Annotated in this window: 15 protein-coding genes and 4 tRNA genes; all 19 read right to left on the minus strand. The window is 34.0% G+C overall.

Annotated features, from left to right (window positions below; translation table 11 throughout):
* Positions 1-56: 56 nt before the first annotated feature.
* Positions 57-3,869: a DNA-directed RNA polymerase subunit beta gene (gene rpoB, locus Q361_RS11945; RefSeq protein ID WP_103726965.1), complete on the minus strand. Its 3,813-nt coding sequence runs from the start codon at positions 3,867-3,869 to the stop codon at positions 57-59.
* A 259-nt stretch (positions 3,870-4,128) separates the two neighbouring features.
* A complete protein-coding gene (gene rplL / locus Q361_RS11950; RefSeq protein ID WP_103726966.1) occupies positions 4,129-4,497 on the minus strand; it encodes a 50S ribosomal protein L7/L12 in 369 nt (122 codons plus the stop codon).
* A 54-nt stretch (positions 4,498-4,551) separates the two neighbouring features.
* The gene (gene rplJ, locus Q361_RS11955) at positions 4,552-5,052 is read right to left on the minus strand and encodes a 50S ribosomal protein L10 (protein ID WP_103726967.1); all 501 of its coding nucleotides are present in this window, start codon (positions 5,050-5,052) and stop codon (positions 4,552-4,554) included.
* A 23-nt stretch (positions 5,053-5,075) separates the two neighbouring features.
* Positions 5,076-5,765, minus strand: coding sequence for a 50S ribosomal protein L1 (rplA, locus tag Q361_RS11960; RefSeq protein ID WP_103726968.1), 690 nt, complete (start codon positions 5,763-5,765; stop codon positions 5,076-5,078).
* An 8-nt stretch (positions 5,766-5,773) separates the two neighbouring features.
* Positions 5,774-6,214 carry a 50S ribosomal protein L11 gene (gene rplK, locus Q361_RS11965; RefSeq protein WP_103726969.1) on the minus strand — a complete coding sequence of 147 codons (441 nt, stop codon included), beginning with the start codon at positions 6,212-6,214 and terminating at the stop codon, positions 5,774-5,776.
* Positions 6,215-6,279: 65 nt separating this feature from the next.
* Positions 6,280-6,831, minus strand: a complete 552-nt coding sequence (gene nusG / locus Q361_RS11970) for a transcription termination/antitermination protein NusG (RefSeq protein ID WP_103726970.1) — start codon at positions 6,829-6,831, stop codon at positions 6,280-6,282.
* Between the two features lie 7 nt (positions 6,832-6,838).
* Positions 6,839-7,036 carry a preprotein translocase subunit SecE gene (gene secE / locus Q361_RS11975; RefSeq protein WP_103726971.1) on the minus strand — a complete coding sequence of 66 codons (198 nt, stop codon included), beginning with the start codon at positions 7,034-7,036 and terminating at the stop codon, positions 6,839-6,841.
* A 16-nt stretch (positions 7,037-7,052) separates the two neighbouring features.
* A tRNA-Trp gene (locus tag Q361_RS11980) sits at positions 7,053-7,124 on the minus strand.
* Between the two features lie 63 nt (positions 7,125-7,187).
* Positions 7,188-8,375: an elongation factor Tu gene (tuf, locus tag Q361_RS11985; protein ID WP_103726972.1), complete on the minus strand. Its 1,188-nt coding sequence runs from the start codon at positions 8,373-8,375 to the stop codon at positions 7,188-7,190.
* Between the two features lie 54 nt (positions 8,376-8,429).
* Positions 8,430-8,501: transfer RNA gene (locus tag Q361_RS11990), tRNA-Thr, on the minus strand.
* Positions 8,502-8,586: 85 nt separating this feature from the next.
* A tRNA-Tyr gene (locus tag Q361_RS11995) sits at positions 8,587-8,668 on the minus strand.
* 67 nt (positions 8,669-8,735) lie between these two features.
* Positions 8,736-8,809, minus strand: a tRNA-Thr gene (locus Q361_RS12000).
* A 90-nt stretch (positions 8,810-8,899) separates the two neighbouring features.
* Positions 8,900-9,202: a ribosome hibernation-promoting factor, HPF/YfiA family gene (hpf, locus tag Q361_RS12005; RefSeq protein ID WP_103726973.1), complete on the minus strand. Its 303-nt coding sequence runs from the start codon at positions 9,200-9,202 to the stop codon at positions 8,900-8,902.
* Positions 9,203-9,228: 26 nt separating this feature from the next.
* Positions 9,229-10,137: a tyrosine-type recombinase/integrase gene (locus tag Q361_RS12010; RefSeq protein ID WP_146047022.1), complete on the minus strand. Its 909-nt coding sequence runs from the start codon at positions 10,135-10,137 to the stop codon at positions 9,229-9,231.
* 54 nt (positions 10,138-10,191) lie between these two features.
* Positions 10,192-10,386 (minus strand): 30S ribosomal protein S21, encoded by a 195-nt coding sequence (gene rpsU, locus Q361_RS12015; protein ID WP_103726974.1) that lies wholly within the window; start codon positions 10,384-10,386, stop codon positions 10,192-10,194.
* 287 nt (positions 10,387-10,673) lie between these two features.
* On the minus strand, positions 10,674-11,960 hold the full coding sequence (gene hemL, locus Q361_RS12020; protein ID WP_103726975.1) for a glutamate-1-semialdehyde 2,1-aminomutase: 1,287 nt from the start codon (positions 11,958-11,960) through the stop codon (positions 10,674-10,676).
* A gap of 8 nt (positions 11,961-11,968) precedes the next feature.
* The gene (locus Q361_RS12025; RefSeq protein ID WP_103726976.1) at positions 11,969-12,919 is read right to left on the minus strand and encodes a glucosaminidase domain-containing protein; all 951 of its coding nucleotides are present in this window, start codon (positions 12,917-12,919) and stop codon (positions 11,969-11,971) included.
* The gene (locus Q361_RS12030) at positions 12,912-13,814 is read right to left on the minus strand and encodes a 1-aminocyclopropane-1-carboxylate deaminase/D-cysteine desulfhydrase (RefSeq protein WP_103726977.1); all 903 of its coding nucleotides are present in this window, start codon (positions 13,812-13,814) and stop codon (positions 12,912-12,914) included. Before Q361_RS12030 ends, Q361_RS12025 begins: the two co-directional genes overlap by 8 nt.
* Positions 13,815-13,846: 32 nt before the next feature.
* A complete protein-coding gene (locus Q361_RS12035) occupies positions 13,847-15,685 on the minus strand; it encodes a T9SS type A sorting domain-containing protein (protein WP_103726978.1) in 1,839 nt (612 codons plus the stop codon).
* Between the last annotated feature and the right edge of the window lie 319 nt (positions 15,686-16,004).

Raw genomic sequence — 16,004 nt, forward strand, 5'->3', positions numbered from 1 at the left:
ATGTCGAAAGTCGAAAGCCTTTGTAGACTTTTGACTTTTGACTTTTGACTTAAGAATTATTCTTCCAATCGAATGTCTAATCCAAGACCTTTTAATTCGTGCATTAATACGTTGAACGATTCTGGCAATCCAGGTTCTGGCATGATTTCGCCTTTAACAATAGCTTCGTATGTTTTGGCTCTACCAATTACGTCATCAGATTTTACTGTTAATATTTCTCGTAGTGTACTTGATGCACCATAAGCTTCAAGTGCCCAAACCTCCATCTCTCCAAAACGCTGACCTCCAAATTGAGCTTTACCACCCAATGGTTGTTGTGTAATTAATGAGTATGGACCTATAGAACGTGCGTGCATTTTATCATCAACCATGTGACCTAGTTTCAGCATATAGATAACACCAACTGTTGCTGGTTGATGGAAACGCTCTCCTGTTCCACCATCGTATAAATAAGTATGTCCAAAACGTGGTACTCCTGCTTCGTCTGTTAATTCATTAATTTGGTCTAATGAAGCTCCGTCAAAAATTGGAGTAGCAAATTTCTTGCTTAGTTTTTGTCCTGCCCAACCTAATACGGTTTCATATATCTGACCAATGTTCATACGAGATGGTACCCCTAGCGGATTTAATACAATATCTACTGGCGTTCCGTCTTCTAGGAATGGCATATCTTCATCGCGAACTATACGGGCAACAATACCTTTATTTCCGTGACGTCCTGCCATTTTATCTCCTACTTTTAGCTTACGTTTTTTAGCAATATATACTTTGGCTAATTTTAAAATTCCTGCTGGAAGTTCGTCTCCTACAGTAATGGTGAATTTTTCTCTACGTAAAGCTCCTTGAAGGTCGTTTAATTTGATTTTGTAATTATGAATCAAATCGTTTACCAATCTATTTGTTTCATCATCGGCTACCCATTGTCCTTTGGTAAGGTGAGCGAAATCTTCTACACTTTGAAGCATTTTTTTGGTATATTTTTTACCTTTTGGTAATACTTCTTCGCCTAAATCATTCATAACACCTTGAGAGGTCTTACCGTCTATAATAGCAAATAATTTATCGATAAGTTTGTCTTTTAATTCTACAAACTTCGTTTCAAATTCCATTTCTAAAGATGTTAAATCATCTTTATCTTTAGAACGTTTGCGTTTGTCTTTTACGGCTCTTGCAAACAATTTTTTATCTAATACTACTCCGTGTAAAGAAGGCGACGCTTTTAATGAAGCATCTTTTACGTCTCCAGCTTTATCTCCAAAAATAGCTCTTAATAATTTTTCTTCAGGTGTAGGATCTGACTCTCCTTTTGGTGTAATTTTTCCTATTAGAATATCACCTGGTTTTACTTCTGCACCAATACGAATCATACCGTTTTCATCCAAATCTTTGGTAGCTTCTTCTGAAACGTTTGGTATATCGTTGGTTAATTCTTCGTTACCTAATTTAGTATCACGTACTTCTAATGAATAATCATCTATATGGATAGAGGTAAATATATCATCACGAACTACTTTTTCAGAAATTACAATCGCATCCTCAAAGTTATACCCTTTCCAAGGCATGAATGCTACTTTAAGGTTTCTACCTATAGCAAGTTCTCCATTTTGAGTAGCATAACCTTCGCATAATACTTGTCCTTTTACCACTCTATCGCCTTTTCTTACAATAGGTTTTAAGTTAATACAAGTACTTTGGTTGGTTTTTCTAAATTTGATTAATTGATATGTTTTCTCATCTGGATCAAAACTTACCATACGCTCTTCTTCTGTACGATCGTATTTGATGGTAATTTTGTTTGCATCAACATATTCTACAACTCCATCTCCTTCAGCATTAATTAATACTCTAGAATCTGAAGCTATTTGTCGCTCTAATCCAGTACCCACGATTGGTGCTTCTGGTTTTAATAAAGGAACGGCTTGACGCATCATGTTTGATCCCATCAACGCACGGTTTGCATCATCATGCTCTAAGAACGGAATTAATGATGCAGAAATTGAAGCAATTTGATTTGGAGCAACGTCTGTATAATGTACTACGTTTGGTTCAACTACAGGGAAATCTCCTTCTTCACGAGCAATAACTTTTTCGGCAGTTATTGTTCCGTCGTTATTCATTTCAATATTTGCTTGTGCAATCAATTTACCTTCTTCTTCTTCTGCACTAAGATAAATTGGCGTGGAAACTAAATCTACTTTACCATCAACCACTTTGCGGTATGGTGTTTCAATGAATCCCATGCTGTTTACTTTTGCAAATACACCTAGAGAAGAAATAAGTCCGATGTTTGGTCCTTCAGGAGTTTCAATTGGACATAAACGACCATAGTGTGTATAGTGAACGTCTCGCACCTCAAATCCTGCTCTTTCTCTCGATAAACCTCCAGGTCCAAGTGCAGATAATCTTCTTTTGTGTGTAATCTCGGCTAATGGATTGGTTTGATCCATAAATTGAGATAGCTGATTGGTTCCAAAAAATGAGTTGATTACCGAAGACAAAGTCTTTGCATTAATCAAATCGATTGGGGTAAATACTTCGTTATCACGAACGTTCATACGCTCACGAATAGTACGAGCCATACGAGCCAAACCTACACCAAATTGTTGAGAAAGTTGTTCTCCAACAGTTCTTACACGACGGTTTGATAAGTGGTCGATATCATCAATCTCTGCTTTAGAGTTGATTAACTCGATTAAGTATTTTACAATGGTAATAATATCTTCTTTTGTTAATACTTGTTTATCCATAGGGATATCCAAGTTCAACTTTTTGTTCATTCTATAACGACCTACATCACCAAGGTTGTATCTTTGGTCTGAAAAGAATAATTTATCTATAATACCACGAGCTGTTTCCTCATCTGGTGGTTCTGCATTACGCAATTGTCTATAAATATGCTCTACAGCTTCTTTTTCAGAGTTTGTAGGGTCTTTTTGTAAAGTATTGTGAATAATAGCAAAATCTGCCTGATTGTTATCTTCTTTATGTAATAAAATTGATTTTACATCAGCTTCTAAGATTTCTTCTACATTATCTTTATCTAATATTGTATCACGATCTAAAATAATTTCGTTACGCTCAATAGATACTACTTCTCCAGTATCTTCATCTACGAAATCTTCATGCCAAGTATTTAATACACGAGCAGCAAGCTTTCTACCTACATATTTTTTTAAACCTGTTTTAGAAACTTTAATTTCTTCGGCAAGGTCAAAAATTTCAAGTATATCTTTATCTCTTTCAAAACCTATAGCTCTAAAAAGAGTAGTAACGGGTAATTTTTTCTTTCTATCAATATACGCATACATCACGTTATTGATATCGGTTGCAAACTCTATCCAAGAACCTTTAAAAGGAATTACACGAGCAGAGTACAATTTTGTACCATTGGCATGGAAAGACTGTCCGAAGAAAACACCTGGAGATCGATGCAATTGCGATACTACAACACGCTCGGCACCATTAATCACGAAAGTACCGCTAGGTGTCATATAAGGAATAGTTCCTAAATATACATCTTGAACGATAGTTTCAAAATCTTCGTGCTCTGGGTCTGTACAGTACAATTTTAGTCGCGCTTTTAGAGGTACGCTATACGTTAAACCTCTTTCTATACATTCTTGTATAGTATATCTTGGCGGATCTACAAAATAATCAAGGAACTCCAATACAAATTGATTTCTTGTATCAGTAATTGGAAAGTTTTCCATGAAGGTGTTGTATAAACCTTCGTTGCCTCTTTCGTCAGATTTTGTTTCTAATTGGAAAAAATCTTTAAAAGACTTTACCTGAACATCCAAAAAGTCTGGATAGTTAGGAATGTTTTTTGTAGAGGCAAAATTCAATCTTTCAGTCTGATTTGTTATCATCAATGGACAAAATTTTGATTTAAAAAAAGTAATTTATTTGTGTAAAAACACTGTTTATTTCTACTTCCTTATATTTAAGCAACCTTACATCTTTAAAAATAAACCAGGAAAGTTTGTTTATTTTTTGTCTTCGTTAAGATTACATTTTTGTATTTATTCTCGTTTAATAAAAATTATATAAATTTCTTATACGAAAAATGGTTTAGGTCATTAAGCGCTTTGCTTAAGACCTAAACCTAGTTCTAAAACTATATCAGAATTATTTTAACTCTACTACAGCTCCTGCTTCTTCTAAAGCTTTTTTCAAACCTTCAGCTTCTGCTTTAGAAACACCTTCTTTGATGTTTGATGGAGCACCATCAACAATATCTTTTGCTTCTTTAAGTCCAAGACCAGTTAATTCTTTAACTGCTTTTACAACTCCAAGTTTAGAAGCACCAGCATCTTTCAATACTACAGTGAATTCTGTTTGCTCTTCAGCAGCAGCTTCACCTCCACCTGCAGCAACTACTACAGCAGCAGCAGCTGGCTCGATACCATACTCATCTTTTAATATTGTTGCTAATTCGTTAACCTCTTTTACTGTTAGATTAACTAATTGTTCTGCGAATTGTTTCAAATCTGCCATTTTTCTATCGTTTAAAATGTTTTTTAATTTATTTTATTTATTAAGTGCGTTCTGTTATTCTGCTGCTTCACCTTTGCTTTCAGCATTATTAAGTAATGCAGAAATTATACGTTTAGCAGGCGATTGTAGTAATCCGATGATTTCTCCAATAACTTCTTCTTTAGATTTAAGAGCAGCTAAACTGTCTAATAGGTTATCTCCAATGTAAATTTCATTGTTAATAAAAGCACCTTTAAAAACTGGTTTGTCTGATTTTTTTCTAAAGTCTTTAATAATTTTTGCAGGAGCGTTAGCTACTGTTGCTATCATCAAAGAAGAGTTACCTTTTAATACAGATGATAAATCACCATAATCGTTGTCTGAAGCTTCCATTGCTTTTTCTAACAATGTGTTTTTAACAACTTCCATTTTGATACCTGCTTTAAAACAAGCTCTTCTTAAATTTGATGTTGTTTCTGCATCCAATCCTGAAGTATCAGCAATATAAACCACATTAGACTCGGCTAATTTTGCAGTTATATTTTCTATTGCGATTGATTTTTCTTCTCTAGTCATAATAAAATACTTTAACTACCAAATTATACTGCTTTAGGATCTAAAGCAATTGCTGGACTCATAGTACTAGACAAGTGTATAGACTTGATGTAAGTACCTTTAGCTGCAGTTGGTTTTAATTTAATTAATGTTTGAATAATTTCGTGAGCATTGTCTACAAGTTTGTCTGCTTCAAAAGAAATTCTTCCAATACCTGCATGTACAATACCTGTTTTATCAACTTTAAAATCTATTTTACCAGATTTTACTTCTTGAACAGCTTTACCTACTTCCATAGTAACTGTCCCTGTTTTAGGGTTTGGCATTAAACCACGAGGTCCTAAAATACGACCTAATGGACCTAATTTACCCATTACAGCAGGCATAGTGATGATTACATCTACATCTGTCCAACCGTCTTTAATTTTTTGAAGGTAATCATCTAAACCTACGTGGTCTGCACCAGCAGCTTTAGCTTCAGCTTCTTTATCTGGAGTTACAAGAGCTAATACTCTCATATCCTTACCTGTTCCGTGAGGTAATGTTACTACACCTCTTACCATTTGATTTGCTTTTCTAGGATCTACTCCTAAACGAACAGCAATATCTACAGATTCATCAAATTTTGCAGAAGCAACTTCTTTTAATAAAGCAGAAGCATCTTTTAATGAATATAATTTGTGCTTCTCAATTTTTGAAGCAGCAACTTTTTGTTTCTTTGTTAATTTTGCCATACTTTCCCTTAGTTAATAGGAGAATCTCCAGTTACGGTAATACCCATTGATCTAGCTGTTCCTGCTACCATACTCATCGCAGATTCTAAAGTGAACGCATTTAAGTCGCCCATTTTATCTTCAGCAATAGCTTTGATTTGATCCCAAGTTACAGAACCAACTTTACGACGGTTAGGCTCTCCAGATCCTGATTTTAATTTTGCAGCGTCTAATAATTGTACTGCTGCAGGAGGGGTTTTTACAACAAAATCGAATGATTTGTCTTTGTAAACGGTAATTTGTACCGGTAATACTTTGCCAGGTTGATCTTGAGTTCTAGCATTAAACTGCTTACAAAACTCCATGATATTAACCCCAGCAGCTCCCAAAGCAGGTCCAACCGGTGGCGACGGATTCGCAGCACCTCCCTTAACTTGTAGTTTAACTACTTTACTAATTTCTTTAGCCATTTTAAAAAATTTTAGTACATCTTACAGTTGGAAGCAGAAGATGTAGATTATAATAATGTAACAAATTATACTTTTTCAACTTGAAGAAACCCTAATTCTAATGGTGTTTTTCTTCCGAAAATTTTCACCATAACTTCTAGTTTTCGTTTTTCTTCATTTATTTTTTCTATAGAACCATTAAATCCATTAAATGGTCCATCAATTACTTTTACAACTTCGCCAATCGTAAAAGGTATATTTTGAGTATCTATAGTTACTGCTAATTCGTCTACTTTACCAAGCATTCTATTAACTTCTGAAAGTCTTAATGGAACTGCATCACCACCTTTTGTTTCACCTAGAAACCCAATTACACCTGTTATAGATTTAATAATATGAGGTATTTCGCCAGTTAAATTAGCTTCAACCATTACATAACCCGGAAAATAAACTCTTTCTTTAGATATTTTTTTACCCTCGCGAACTTGAACTACTTTTTCTGTAGGAACAAGAACTTGAGAAATATAATCTTCCAAATGAAGTCGAGTGATTTCTGTTTCTATGTAAGATTTAACTTTGTTTTCTTGACCGCTAACAGCTCTTACAACATACCATTTCTTCAAACTAGTATCTGCCATGGTAAAATTAACCTTTAATTAAATTAAAAAAAGCAGCAATTGTTTTAGAACAAAGTTCGTCTACACCCCAAGTAGCCAATGCAAATACTATAGAAAAAAGCGCAACAATAACTGTGTATTTTTGCACTTCTGCCCAAGTTGGCCAAGTAACATTTACTTTTAATTCTTGGAATGCCTCAGAAAAATAATTGAATATTTTTGACATTTTATTTATCTTTTTGCACGGGCGGAGGGATTCGAACCCCCATCAATGGTTTTGGAGACCACTATACTAGCCCTTGTACTACGCCCGTTTGTTAATAAAATCAGTGTCGTCGTTACAACGACACTGATTTAGAATATTTATTTGACTAAAATTAGTCTACGATTTCAGTTACCTGACCTGCTCCTACAGTTCTACCACCTTCACGGATAGCAAAACGTAAACCTACGTTAAGAGCGATTGGAGACAATAAAGTAACATCAATTGTTAAGTTATCTCCTGGCATTACCATTTCTACACCTGCTGGTAAAGAGATAGTACCTGTTACGTCTGTTGTACGAACATAGAATTGAGGACGGTAGTTGTTATGGAATGGAGTGTGACGTCCACCTTCTTCTTTTTTCAAGATATAAACCTCTGCTTTGAATTTAGCGTGTGGTTTTACTGAACCTGGTTTACAGATTACCATACCACGACGAATATCAGCTTTGTCAATACCTCTTAACAAAAGACCTACGTTATCACCAGCTTCACCTCTATCAAGGATTTTACGGAACATCTCAACCCCTGTAATTGTAGAAGTCAATTTGTCAGCTCCCATACCAATGATTTCAACTGGATCACCTGTATTAGCTACTCCTGTTTCAATACGACCTGTCGCAACAGTTCCACGACCTGTAATAGTAAACACGTCTTCAACTGGCATTAGGAATGGTTTTTCATTATCACGCACTGGCTCTTCAATCCAAGCATCAACAGCATCCATTAATTCAATAATTTTAGGAACCCAGTTTGGATCGTTATTTAATCCTCCTAGAGCAGAACCTTGAACTACAGGACCATTATCTCCATCATATTCGTAGAAAGATAATAAATCTCTGATTTCCATTTCAACAAGCTCTAACAATTCTGGATCATCAACCATATCCACTTTGTTCATGAAAACAACGATTCTTGGAATACCTACTTGACGTCCTAAAAGGATGTGCTCACGAGTTTGCGGCATTGGACCATCTGTAGCAGCAACTACAAGGATAGCACCATCCATTTGAGCAGCACCAGTAACCATGTTTTTAACGTAATCCGCGTGACCTGGACAGTCTACGTGCGCATAGTGACGGTTAGCAGTTTCATACTCTACGTGAGATGTATTAATTGTAATACCTCTTTCTTTTTCTTCTGGAGCATTATCAATCTGATCGAATGATTTTGCTTGACAATAACCTGCATCAGATAATACTTTAGTGATCGCAGCAGTTAATGTAGTCTTTCCGTGATCCACGTGTCCGATAGTACCGATATTTAAGTGCGGTTTCGAACGATTAAAACTTTCTTTTGCCATTTTACTTAATTTTTAATCTTAGTTATATATTAGTGTTCAAATTTTACAATTTTGAGCCAATGACGGGAATTGAACCCGTGACCTCTTCCTTACCAAGGAAGCACTCTACCCCTGAGCTACACCGGCGGTAAAGCTTTTTTTGTTTCAAGTTTAAAGTTTCAGGTGTTAAACCACTTGAAACTTGAAACCCGTAACTTTCAAACTTTAATTGTGGGGAGAGCAGGATTCGAACCTGCGAAGACATAGTCAGCAGATTTACAGTCTGCCCTCGTTGGCCGCTTGAGTATCTCCCCAATCCTTTAAATTAGAATATTTTCAAAGCAATCGCTTACTTTAAAACATTCTATCAATACGTCAAAGAGCCGATGGAGGGACTCGAACCCACGACCTGCTGATTACAAATCAGCTGCTCTAGCCAGCTGAGCTACACCGGCAATAACCAATAAAAAAGTCCGCTATTTCTAACGGACTGCAAATGTAGGCATTTTATTTAATAAACAAAATATATTTTTATTTTTTTTTAATTAAGGATTAGCACGTACTTTTTCTTTTCTTTTTACAAGTAATCTTTCTAAGGCTTCTGAGGCATTTTCTACAGCTTCTTCAAACGATTTACATTGTTTTTTTACAAGCAAGTCATCACCTGGTACATGCAATTTTACCTCTACTATTTTATTTTCTTTATCGGTTGTGTTTTCTACTTTTAAATAAACTTCTGATGAAACAATTTTATCGTAGTATTTTTCTAATTTTTCTAGTCGAACTTGTATAAAATCTACTAGTTTTCTATCTACTGAAAATCCTACTGCGTTTACATTTACTTTCATAAAAAATAATTTTTGTGTTAAACTTTTTACTTTTTTTTATTTCTTGGATGAGCATTTCCGTATACTTTTTGTATTTCTGCCAAACTACTATGAGTATACACTTGCGTTGATGCTAAGCTAGAGTGCCCTAGTAATTCTTTTACAGAATTTAAATCGGCTCCATTATTAAGCAAGTGTGTGGCAAATGTATGTCTAAGAACGTGTGGACTTTTTTTAGTCTTTTCGGAAACCATACTAAGGTATGAATTTATTAATCGATACACAAATGTTTGTGATATTTTAACTCCTTTTAACATTAAGAATACATTATCATTGTCTTGTATTTCGGTTAATTCTGATCTTTTTGCCATGTAATTTTTTAACACCGTAGCTGTTGTAGAAAGTAAAGGAATTATTCTTTCTTTGTTTCTTTTACCTAATACTTTGATAGTAAGATTTTCTAAATCAAGATGATGGATTTTTAGAGAAATCAATTCTGACCGCCTAACACCTGTAGTGTAAAATAGTTCTATAATAGCCTTGTCTCGAAGCCCTTCAAAAGTGTCAGAAAAATAGTGTGCTTGTAATACGTTTTGCAGTTCTTTTTCGGAAAACGGAATTTGTACTTTTTTTTGAGTTTTTAATGCTTTGTGTTGCAGTAACGGATTTGTTTCTATTTGCTTGCATTTCATTAAATACTTAAAAAAAGATTTGAGCGAAGCTACTTTTCTGTTTATTGAAACGGCATCGATACCTCGTTCGGAAAGTTGTATAATCCAACTTCTAATTATTGGATATTGGATTTCGGCACTGTTTACTACTTCAAAATTTTCTTGGGCGTAAGTCACAAAAGCAATTACATCTTTGGTGTAGCCTGAAACGGTATGTTGAGAATACTTTTTTTCTAATTCTAAATATTCTTTAAAAGATTCTATTAATTGCATAAAAAAAACCATACATACAAAGTTAGTACTTTATAAGTATGGTTTGGTATTTGTGTTCAAAAATAACTATCCTTCTAATGAGTCTCTCAATGTTTGGATGTATTGTGCTTTTTGAATTTGAGCTCTTCTTACAACAGATGGTTTAGTAAACTGCTGACGTGATCTTAATTGACGTACAGTTCCTGTTTTGTCGAATTTTCTTTTGTAACGTTTTAACGCTCTGTCGATATTTTCTCCGTCTTTTATTGGTATTATTAACATAATCTAGACACCTCCTCTCATTTAGTGGGTGCAAAGATAGTATTATTTTTGAATTGCAAACATAAATTGTTCTTTTTATTAAGATAAAGATTCAATCTTGTATCGATTTTGTTTTTACCTAGATTGCGTGAGGGATAGTAGTGGCATCCTTTTATGTAGCTTGCGGAGTAAAAGATACAGCGAATAGCCCGATCAAAAAAAACCAAAAAGTATTTTCAGCTTTTACTTTTTGGTTTTTTTTGAGGGACGCCCAAATAATAATGTTTACACCGTTAGCTTTTTTGATTTTAGAGCGTTTTACTAACTTTTTCTATGGCTGATATGGTGTAATCTAAATCTTGATAAGTTAATGCTTCTGTAATAAACCATGTTTCGTAGGCTGAAGGTGCTATATATATCCCTTCTTGTAGTAAGCCGTGGAAGAATTTTTTGAAGGTATCGTTATCTCCATTTTTGGCTGTATTGAAATCTACTACAGGTGCTTTGTCAAAATGTACTGAAATCATTGAGCCTACTCTATTTATTGTAAAATCTATTCCTGATTTTTGCAATACACGATCAATACCTTTATGCAAATAAGCTGTTTTGTTATTGATAGACTCAAAAATATTGGGGTTGTCATTCAGTTGCTTGAGTGTTGCATAACCCGCTGCCATAGCCAATGGGTTTCCAGAGAGCGTACCTGCTTGGTAAACAGGCCCAATGGGCGACAAATAATTCATAATTTCGTTTCTTGCAGCAAAAGCCCCTACTGGAAGTCCGCCTCCAATAACTTTTCCGAAGCAAACAATATCTGCATCTACATTGTACAATTCTTGTGCGCCTCCTCTAGCCAATCTAAATCCGGTCATTACTTCATCAAAAATGAGAAGTGCTTCGTTTTGAATACAAATTGTTTTTAATTCTTGTAAAAAGTTGTCTTTGGGTGGCACACAACCCATATTTCCTGCAACGGGCTCTATTATAATTGCGGCTATTTCACCTTTATTTTCTAGAAAAAGCTGTTTAACATTATCAATATCGTTATAATTTGCCAACAACGTGTCTTTGGCTGTACCTTGTGTTACTCCTGGACTATTGGGAACTCCAAATGTGCTAGCGCCACTACCTGCGGCTATTAAAAAAGAATCTGAATGACCGTGGTAACAGCCAGAAAATTTTATGATTTTTTCTTTTTTTGTATATCCTCTTGCTAGCCTTATAGCGCTCATACAGGCTTCGGTACCCGAACTTACAAAACGAATTTTATCTATATTTGGAACCATTGAAATAGCTAATTTTGCAATTTCGGTTTCCATCTCTGTAGGTGTTCCAAACGATGTTCCTAGCTTTGCTTTTTCAACAATTACATTAATTACCGATGGGTAAGCATGTCCTAATATCATTGGCCCCCAAGAGTTGATGTAATCTATATATTTGTTACCATCTTCATCATAAAGATAGGCACCCTGAGCTTGTTTAACATAGATTGGATTTCCTCCTACTGCTTTGAATGCTCTAACGGGAGAATTTACTCCGCCAGGTATAAACTGTTGGGCTTCATGAAATAATTGACTGCTTCTTTGGTAATTCATTTTTAAAATTATTTTATTAATAAAACTTGACCAATGCTAACATTGTCGTTTTCTAAACGGTTGGCTTTTTTTATATCTTCTATGTTTACATTATATTTTTTTGAAATAGAATATAATGAATCGCCTTGTATTACTTCATGAGTAACGGTATAATTGTTTTTTTCTATTGGCTCTACCAAAATGGGTTCAGATTTATAATTAACATCATCGAACTTAAACAACTCGTATCTTTCTATAATTCCGATAATTTTTTCAGGGTATTTTGAATCTGTGGCATAACCCGCATCTTTCAATCCTTTTGCCCAAGCTTTGTAATCTGTTTTGGATAGTTTAAACAATCCCGAATACCAAGGTCTAGATGTTAAAAATAATGAATGGTCTATATAAGAATCTATGGGGGAAGAATATTTTCTAAAACATTCATTTTTTGCATCATCATCATGTAAAATACTGTCACCTTTCCATTCTTTATGACACTTTATTCCAAAATGATTATTGGCTTGAATAGATAAATCGCCAGTACCTGCTCCAGACTCTAAAATGCCTTGTGCTAAAGTAATACTTGCTGGAACCCCAAAATTTTGCATATTTTTTTGGGCTTGAGGGCTATAGGTGTTTATATATTTTTTTACAATATCTGGTGTTACAACTACTCGTGTTGTGGCTTGCAATACCTCTACTTTATTGGTAGATTTATTTGTACTTGAAGAGGTTTTGATGGCTGTATCTGTTTTAGGCAAAGTTATTGTTGAATTCGTTTTGGTTTTTACAACAATTTCTTTGTTTTTATTGTTTGGGTTTGTAGCTGTGTTTGCTTTTTGACTATTTGATGTACTCGTTTTTTGAGTTGTAGATTTGACTTTAGCCGAAGAACTTTTGGTCGTTCTAATTACTGGCTTGTTTGAAGCGCAGCCAACTAAAATCATAATGCTTAATAATAGGGGGCAATTTTTAAACATAATAATTAATTGTAGGTAAGTTTTTTACTTTGAGGGTTTGATTCATACCTGTTATTCCTTGTAATCCTCCGGTATGAATTATGAGGATTTTTGAGCCTTTAGGAAAATAATCTTTAGAGAGTAAATCAACGATTCCAAAAACCATTTTTCCTGTATAAACTGGGTCTAAAGGTATGTTGTTTTGTTTATAAAACAAATTTAAAAAATTTATCAACTCGGAAGAAACTTTTCCGTAACCTCCAAAATGATAATCTGAAATTAGTTTCCAATTGGTTTTGGTGGCATATTTTGCTATTTCGTTGTCTAAAAAATCACCTTTAAGAGCTGGAAAACCGAGTACTTTTTGATTATTGAAGCTAGAATTTATTAAACCAGAAATTGTACCTCCTGTTCCCACAGCCGTACAAATAAAATCGTACTTAGAATCTGTTTCGGTAAGAATTTCTTGACATCCTTTTACAGCTAAACTATTTGTTCCTCCTTCGGGAACTAAGTAAAAATCACCAAATATATTTTGGTATTTCTCTAAATTGATGGCTGTGGACTTATTTCTATACTCATCTCTAGAAACAAAATACAACTGCATACCGCAAGATACGGCAAACTGTAATGTAGGGTTTTGTAAAAAATTATTTTCCAATTCTTCCCCTCTTATAACACCAATAGTATTAAAACCATTTAATTTTCCGGCATAAGCCAATGCAGCAATATGATTGGAATAGGCACCACCAAAAGACAAAAGCGACTTCTTTTGGCGTTTTTGAGCTTCTTCAATATTGTATTTTAGTTTTCGGAATTTATTACCCGATATGTACGGATGTATTAAATCTTCACGCCGAATATATAACTCTACGTTTTGATTGGGTATCAGTATTTTTTGGGTAAGAATATTCAAAGAAACAAACTTTCCACAAAAGTATCTAAAAGTTATTTTTTAACGATAATTTTTTTTGTGAATTTTTTATGATTTGCATCTTCTGCAGCTATTATATAAACCCCTTCAGAAAAATTTAAAGTCGAAAAACTGAAGCTTGAAAAGTCTCCAATACTTTCTTTTTGATATGTTATTTTACCTGTAATATCAAACACATTTATGCTTTGTAAATTTAATTCTGACACATTAAAAATAGTTGCCATTTGAGTTTTATTATTTTGAGAAATACTCAATGTAGCTTCTGCTCCAGAATTTGAAACGTTACTGTTTTTCTTAAATGTAATTTTGAAACGATCATTATAAACACCTTGAGGTAATGTAATTTCAAAATCACTCTCTAGTAAGTTATGATAGATGTTGGTAAGACTATCAAATACGAAAATATTTTGATTAACATTAAAATTCACAACATCTACTAAACTTATTTTAAAAGTAGTATTTCCTGAAGCTTTTATACCAAAAGCTACTTGTTTGTCTTCGTTAAACTTTACTCCTTGAATAACAAAGTTTTGATTATTTAACCAAAAATAAGCGTCATTTGCAAATAAGTCATCATCTGGACTTAAACCATCAAAACCTCTATCAACTCCATCGGTGGCATTGTCATCAAAAATAAGAGCAACTTGCCTAATAGACTGATTGTTTATTGTTGTATTGATTTTTATGTGCGATAAAATTGAAGAAGTATTTGTTGCACTAGTAGCTGAAGTGCTTTTGTAAAATTCTGACAAAGCTCCTGCTTCTTTATAAAATTCTCTATGTGCATTTTTAATACTAACGCTAGAACCTAAACTAGTACCTTTAATGAGAAAGCCCTGCCCAATAGGGGCATATTTTCTTTCTATTGCCAAACCTGATTGCGGAGCTGTAATACTAGTATTTATGGTACCATCTGCATTGTAAGCATACATGTAAGCAGAAGTATACACTCCCGTTGAAGCAAGTGTACCTGGAACATAAGTACCATATCCTCCTCTATAATCTGTAAGTACATGAGAAGGAATTGTTTTGTCTTGTTCCCAATAATAGGCTGTAGCATTACAAGCTATATTTCCTGAATCTAATAGGAAAGCATTTACATTTAACGCAGAAGGATAAGGATTTCCTGTAAGCGTCATTTTGTTATTGGCAACTGGGACGGTTATAGTGCCATTATTTGGTCTTCCTCTAAAGTCATAACGTTGTGCAGAGGCTACAACAGGAGAAACAGAATAAGGGTTGTTTACAGTGGCTTCACCTACATTTGTAGCATCAGAACCACTTGTTCCTTTCATAGTAAAACCTTCACCTGCATTAATATCTGTAGCGCTAAAAACAGATATCCAACCACCATTATCTAAGTCATAAATATCAGAATTAATATATTTCCAAATCCAATAGGGTGCAATAGAAACTGAGGCTGTAGAGCAAGTTCCGTTATGGTTTGTCATTGGTAAAATATTGGCTGGATTAGTTGCCGTATTACTAGAAGGTACTCCCAACATAGTAATACCAAACTTATCATTCCCCGATGATGTAGAAGTGCCTCCAACAGGAGAACACCAAAAATTATAAATGTAATTATTAGAAGTTCCTTCTTGAAAAACAGAAAGTTTACCTGTACCCGAATTAGCAAAAGAACCTGTACCTCCTTGCAATAATTGACCTTCATTTCTGAGATATAGTACAGAACCAGAGTCTAAATTAATATCTTTTGCAACATACAACAAACTACCTTTATTATAGATAGACTTATTTGGAGAAACATACAATTGAGAAAAAGCTATATTATTTATCACAAACAGCATAGAAACTGTAAGTAAAAGCTGATAACATTTCGTCTCCTTTTTCATAATTAAAATATTGGTTAGTTAATTTTTAATGTTAAATAACGAAAAAAAAGGTTTTTAATCGATGATTAACCTATTTAATCGATAAAAAACACTAATGTTTATCTTAAATAATGTAAATTTGCAAAATAAGTTAGTATATTGACACACAAACACTTCATTAGCAAATATATGGAAAGATATTATAAACTTCTTCTCAAAATCTCTATTTTTTTACTTTGCATCAACTCTTTTGGTCAATTTAACATCAGTTATCCAAGTAGTGCCGAACCCTTAACAATATGTAATGGAGATGGATTGCTAACCGTGAGAGTCTCTGTAA

The sequence above is a fragment of the Flavobacterium croceum DSM 17960 genome, assembly GCF_002917885.1.
In the GTDB taxonomy this organism is placed as follows: domain Bacteria; phylum Bacteroidota; class Bacteroidia; order Flavobacteriales; family Flavobacteriaceae; genus Flavobacterium; species Flavobacterium croceum.

Bases quoted from the DNA above. Each gene is read 5' to 3' on its own strand.
- nusG (WP_103726970.1), bottom strand. From the start codon at position 6,831: ATGGCAGATACTAGTTTGAAGAAATGGTATGTTGTAAGAGCTGTTAGC.
- rplK (WP_103726969.1), bottom strand. From the start codon at position 6,214: ATGGCTAAAGAAATTAGTAAAGTAGTTAAACTACAAGTTAAGGGAGGT.
- rpsU (WP_103726974.1), bottom strand. From the start codon at position 10,386: ATGTTAATAATACCAATAAAAGACGGAGAAAATATCGACAGAGCGTTA.
- Q361_RS12035 (WP_103726978.1), bottom strand. From the start codon at position 15,685: ATGAAAAAGGAGACGAAATGTTATCAGCTTTTACTTACAGTTTCTATG.
- hpf (WP_103726973.1), bottom strand. From the start codon at position 9,202: ATGAAAGTAAATGTAAACGCAGTAGGATTTTCAGTAGATAGAAAACTA.
- Q361_RS12025 (WP_103726976.1), bottom strand. From the start codon at position 12,919: ATGTTTAAAAATTGCCCCCTATTATTAAGCATTATGATTTTAGTTGGC.
- secE (WP_103726971.1), bottom strand. From the start codon at position 7,036: ATGTCAAAAATATTCAATTATTTTTCTGAGGCATTCCAAGAATTAAAA.
- rplJ (WP_103726967.1), bottom strand. From the start codon at position 5,052: ATGACTAGAGAAGAAAAATCAATCGCAATAGAAAATATAACTGCAAAA.
- rplA (WP_103726968.1), bottom strand. From the start codon at position 5,765: ATGGCAAAATTAACAAAGAAACAAAAAGTTGCTGCTTCAAAAATTGAG.
- rpoB (WP_103726965.1), bottom strand. From the start codon at position 3,869: ATGATAACAAATCAGACTGAAAGATTGAATTTTGCCTCTACAAAAAAC.
- tuf (WP_103726972.1), bottom strand. From the start codon at position 8,375: ATGGCAAAAGAAAGTTTTAATCGTTCGAAACCGCACTTAAATATCGGT.
- rplL (WP_103726966.1), bottom strand. From the start codon at position 4,497: ATGGCAGATTTGAAACAATTCGCAGAACAATTAGTTAATCTAACAGTA.
- hemL (WP_103726975.1), bottom strand. From the start codon at position 11,960: ATGAATTACCAAAGAAGCAGTCAATTATTTCATGAAGCCCAACAGTTT.
- Q361_RS12010 (WP_146047022.1), bottom strand. From the start codon at position 10,137: ATGGTTTTTTTTATGCAATTAATAGAATCTTTTAAAGAATATTTAGAA.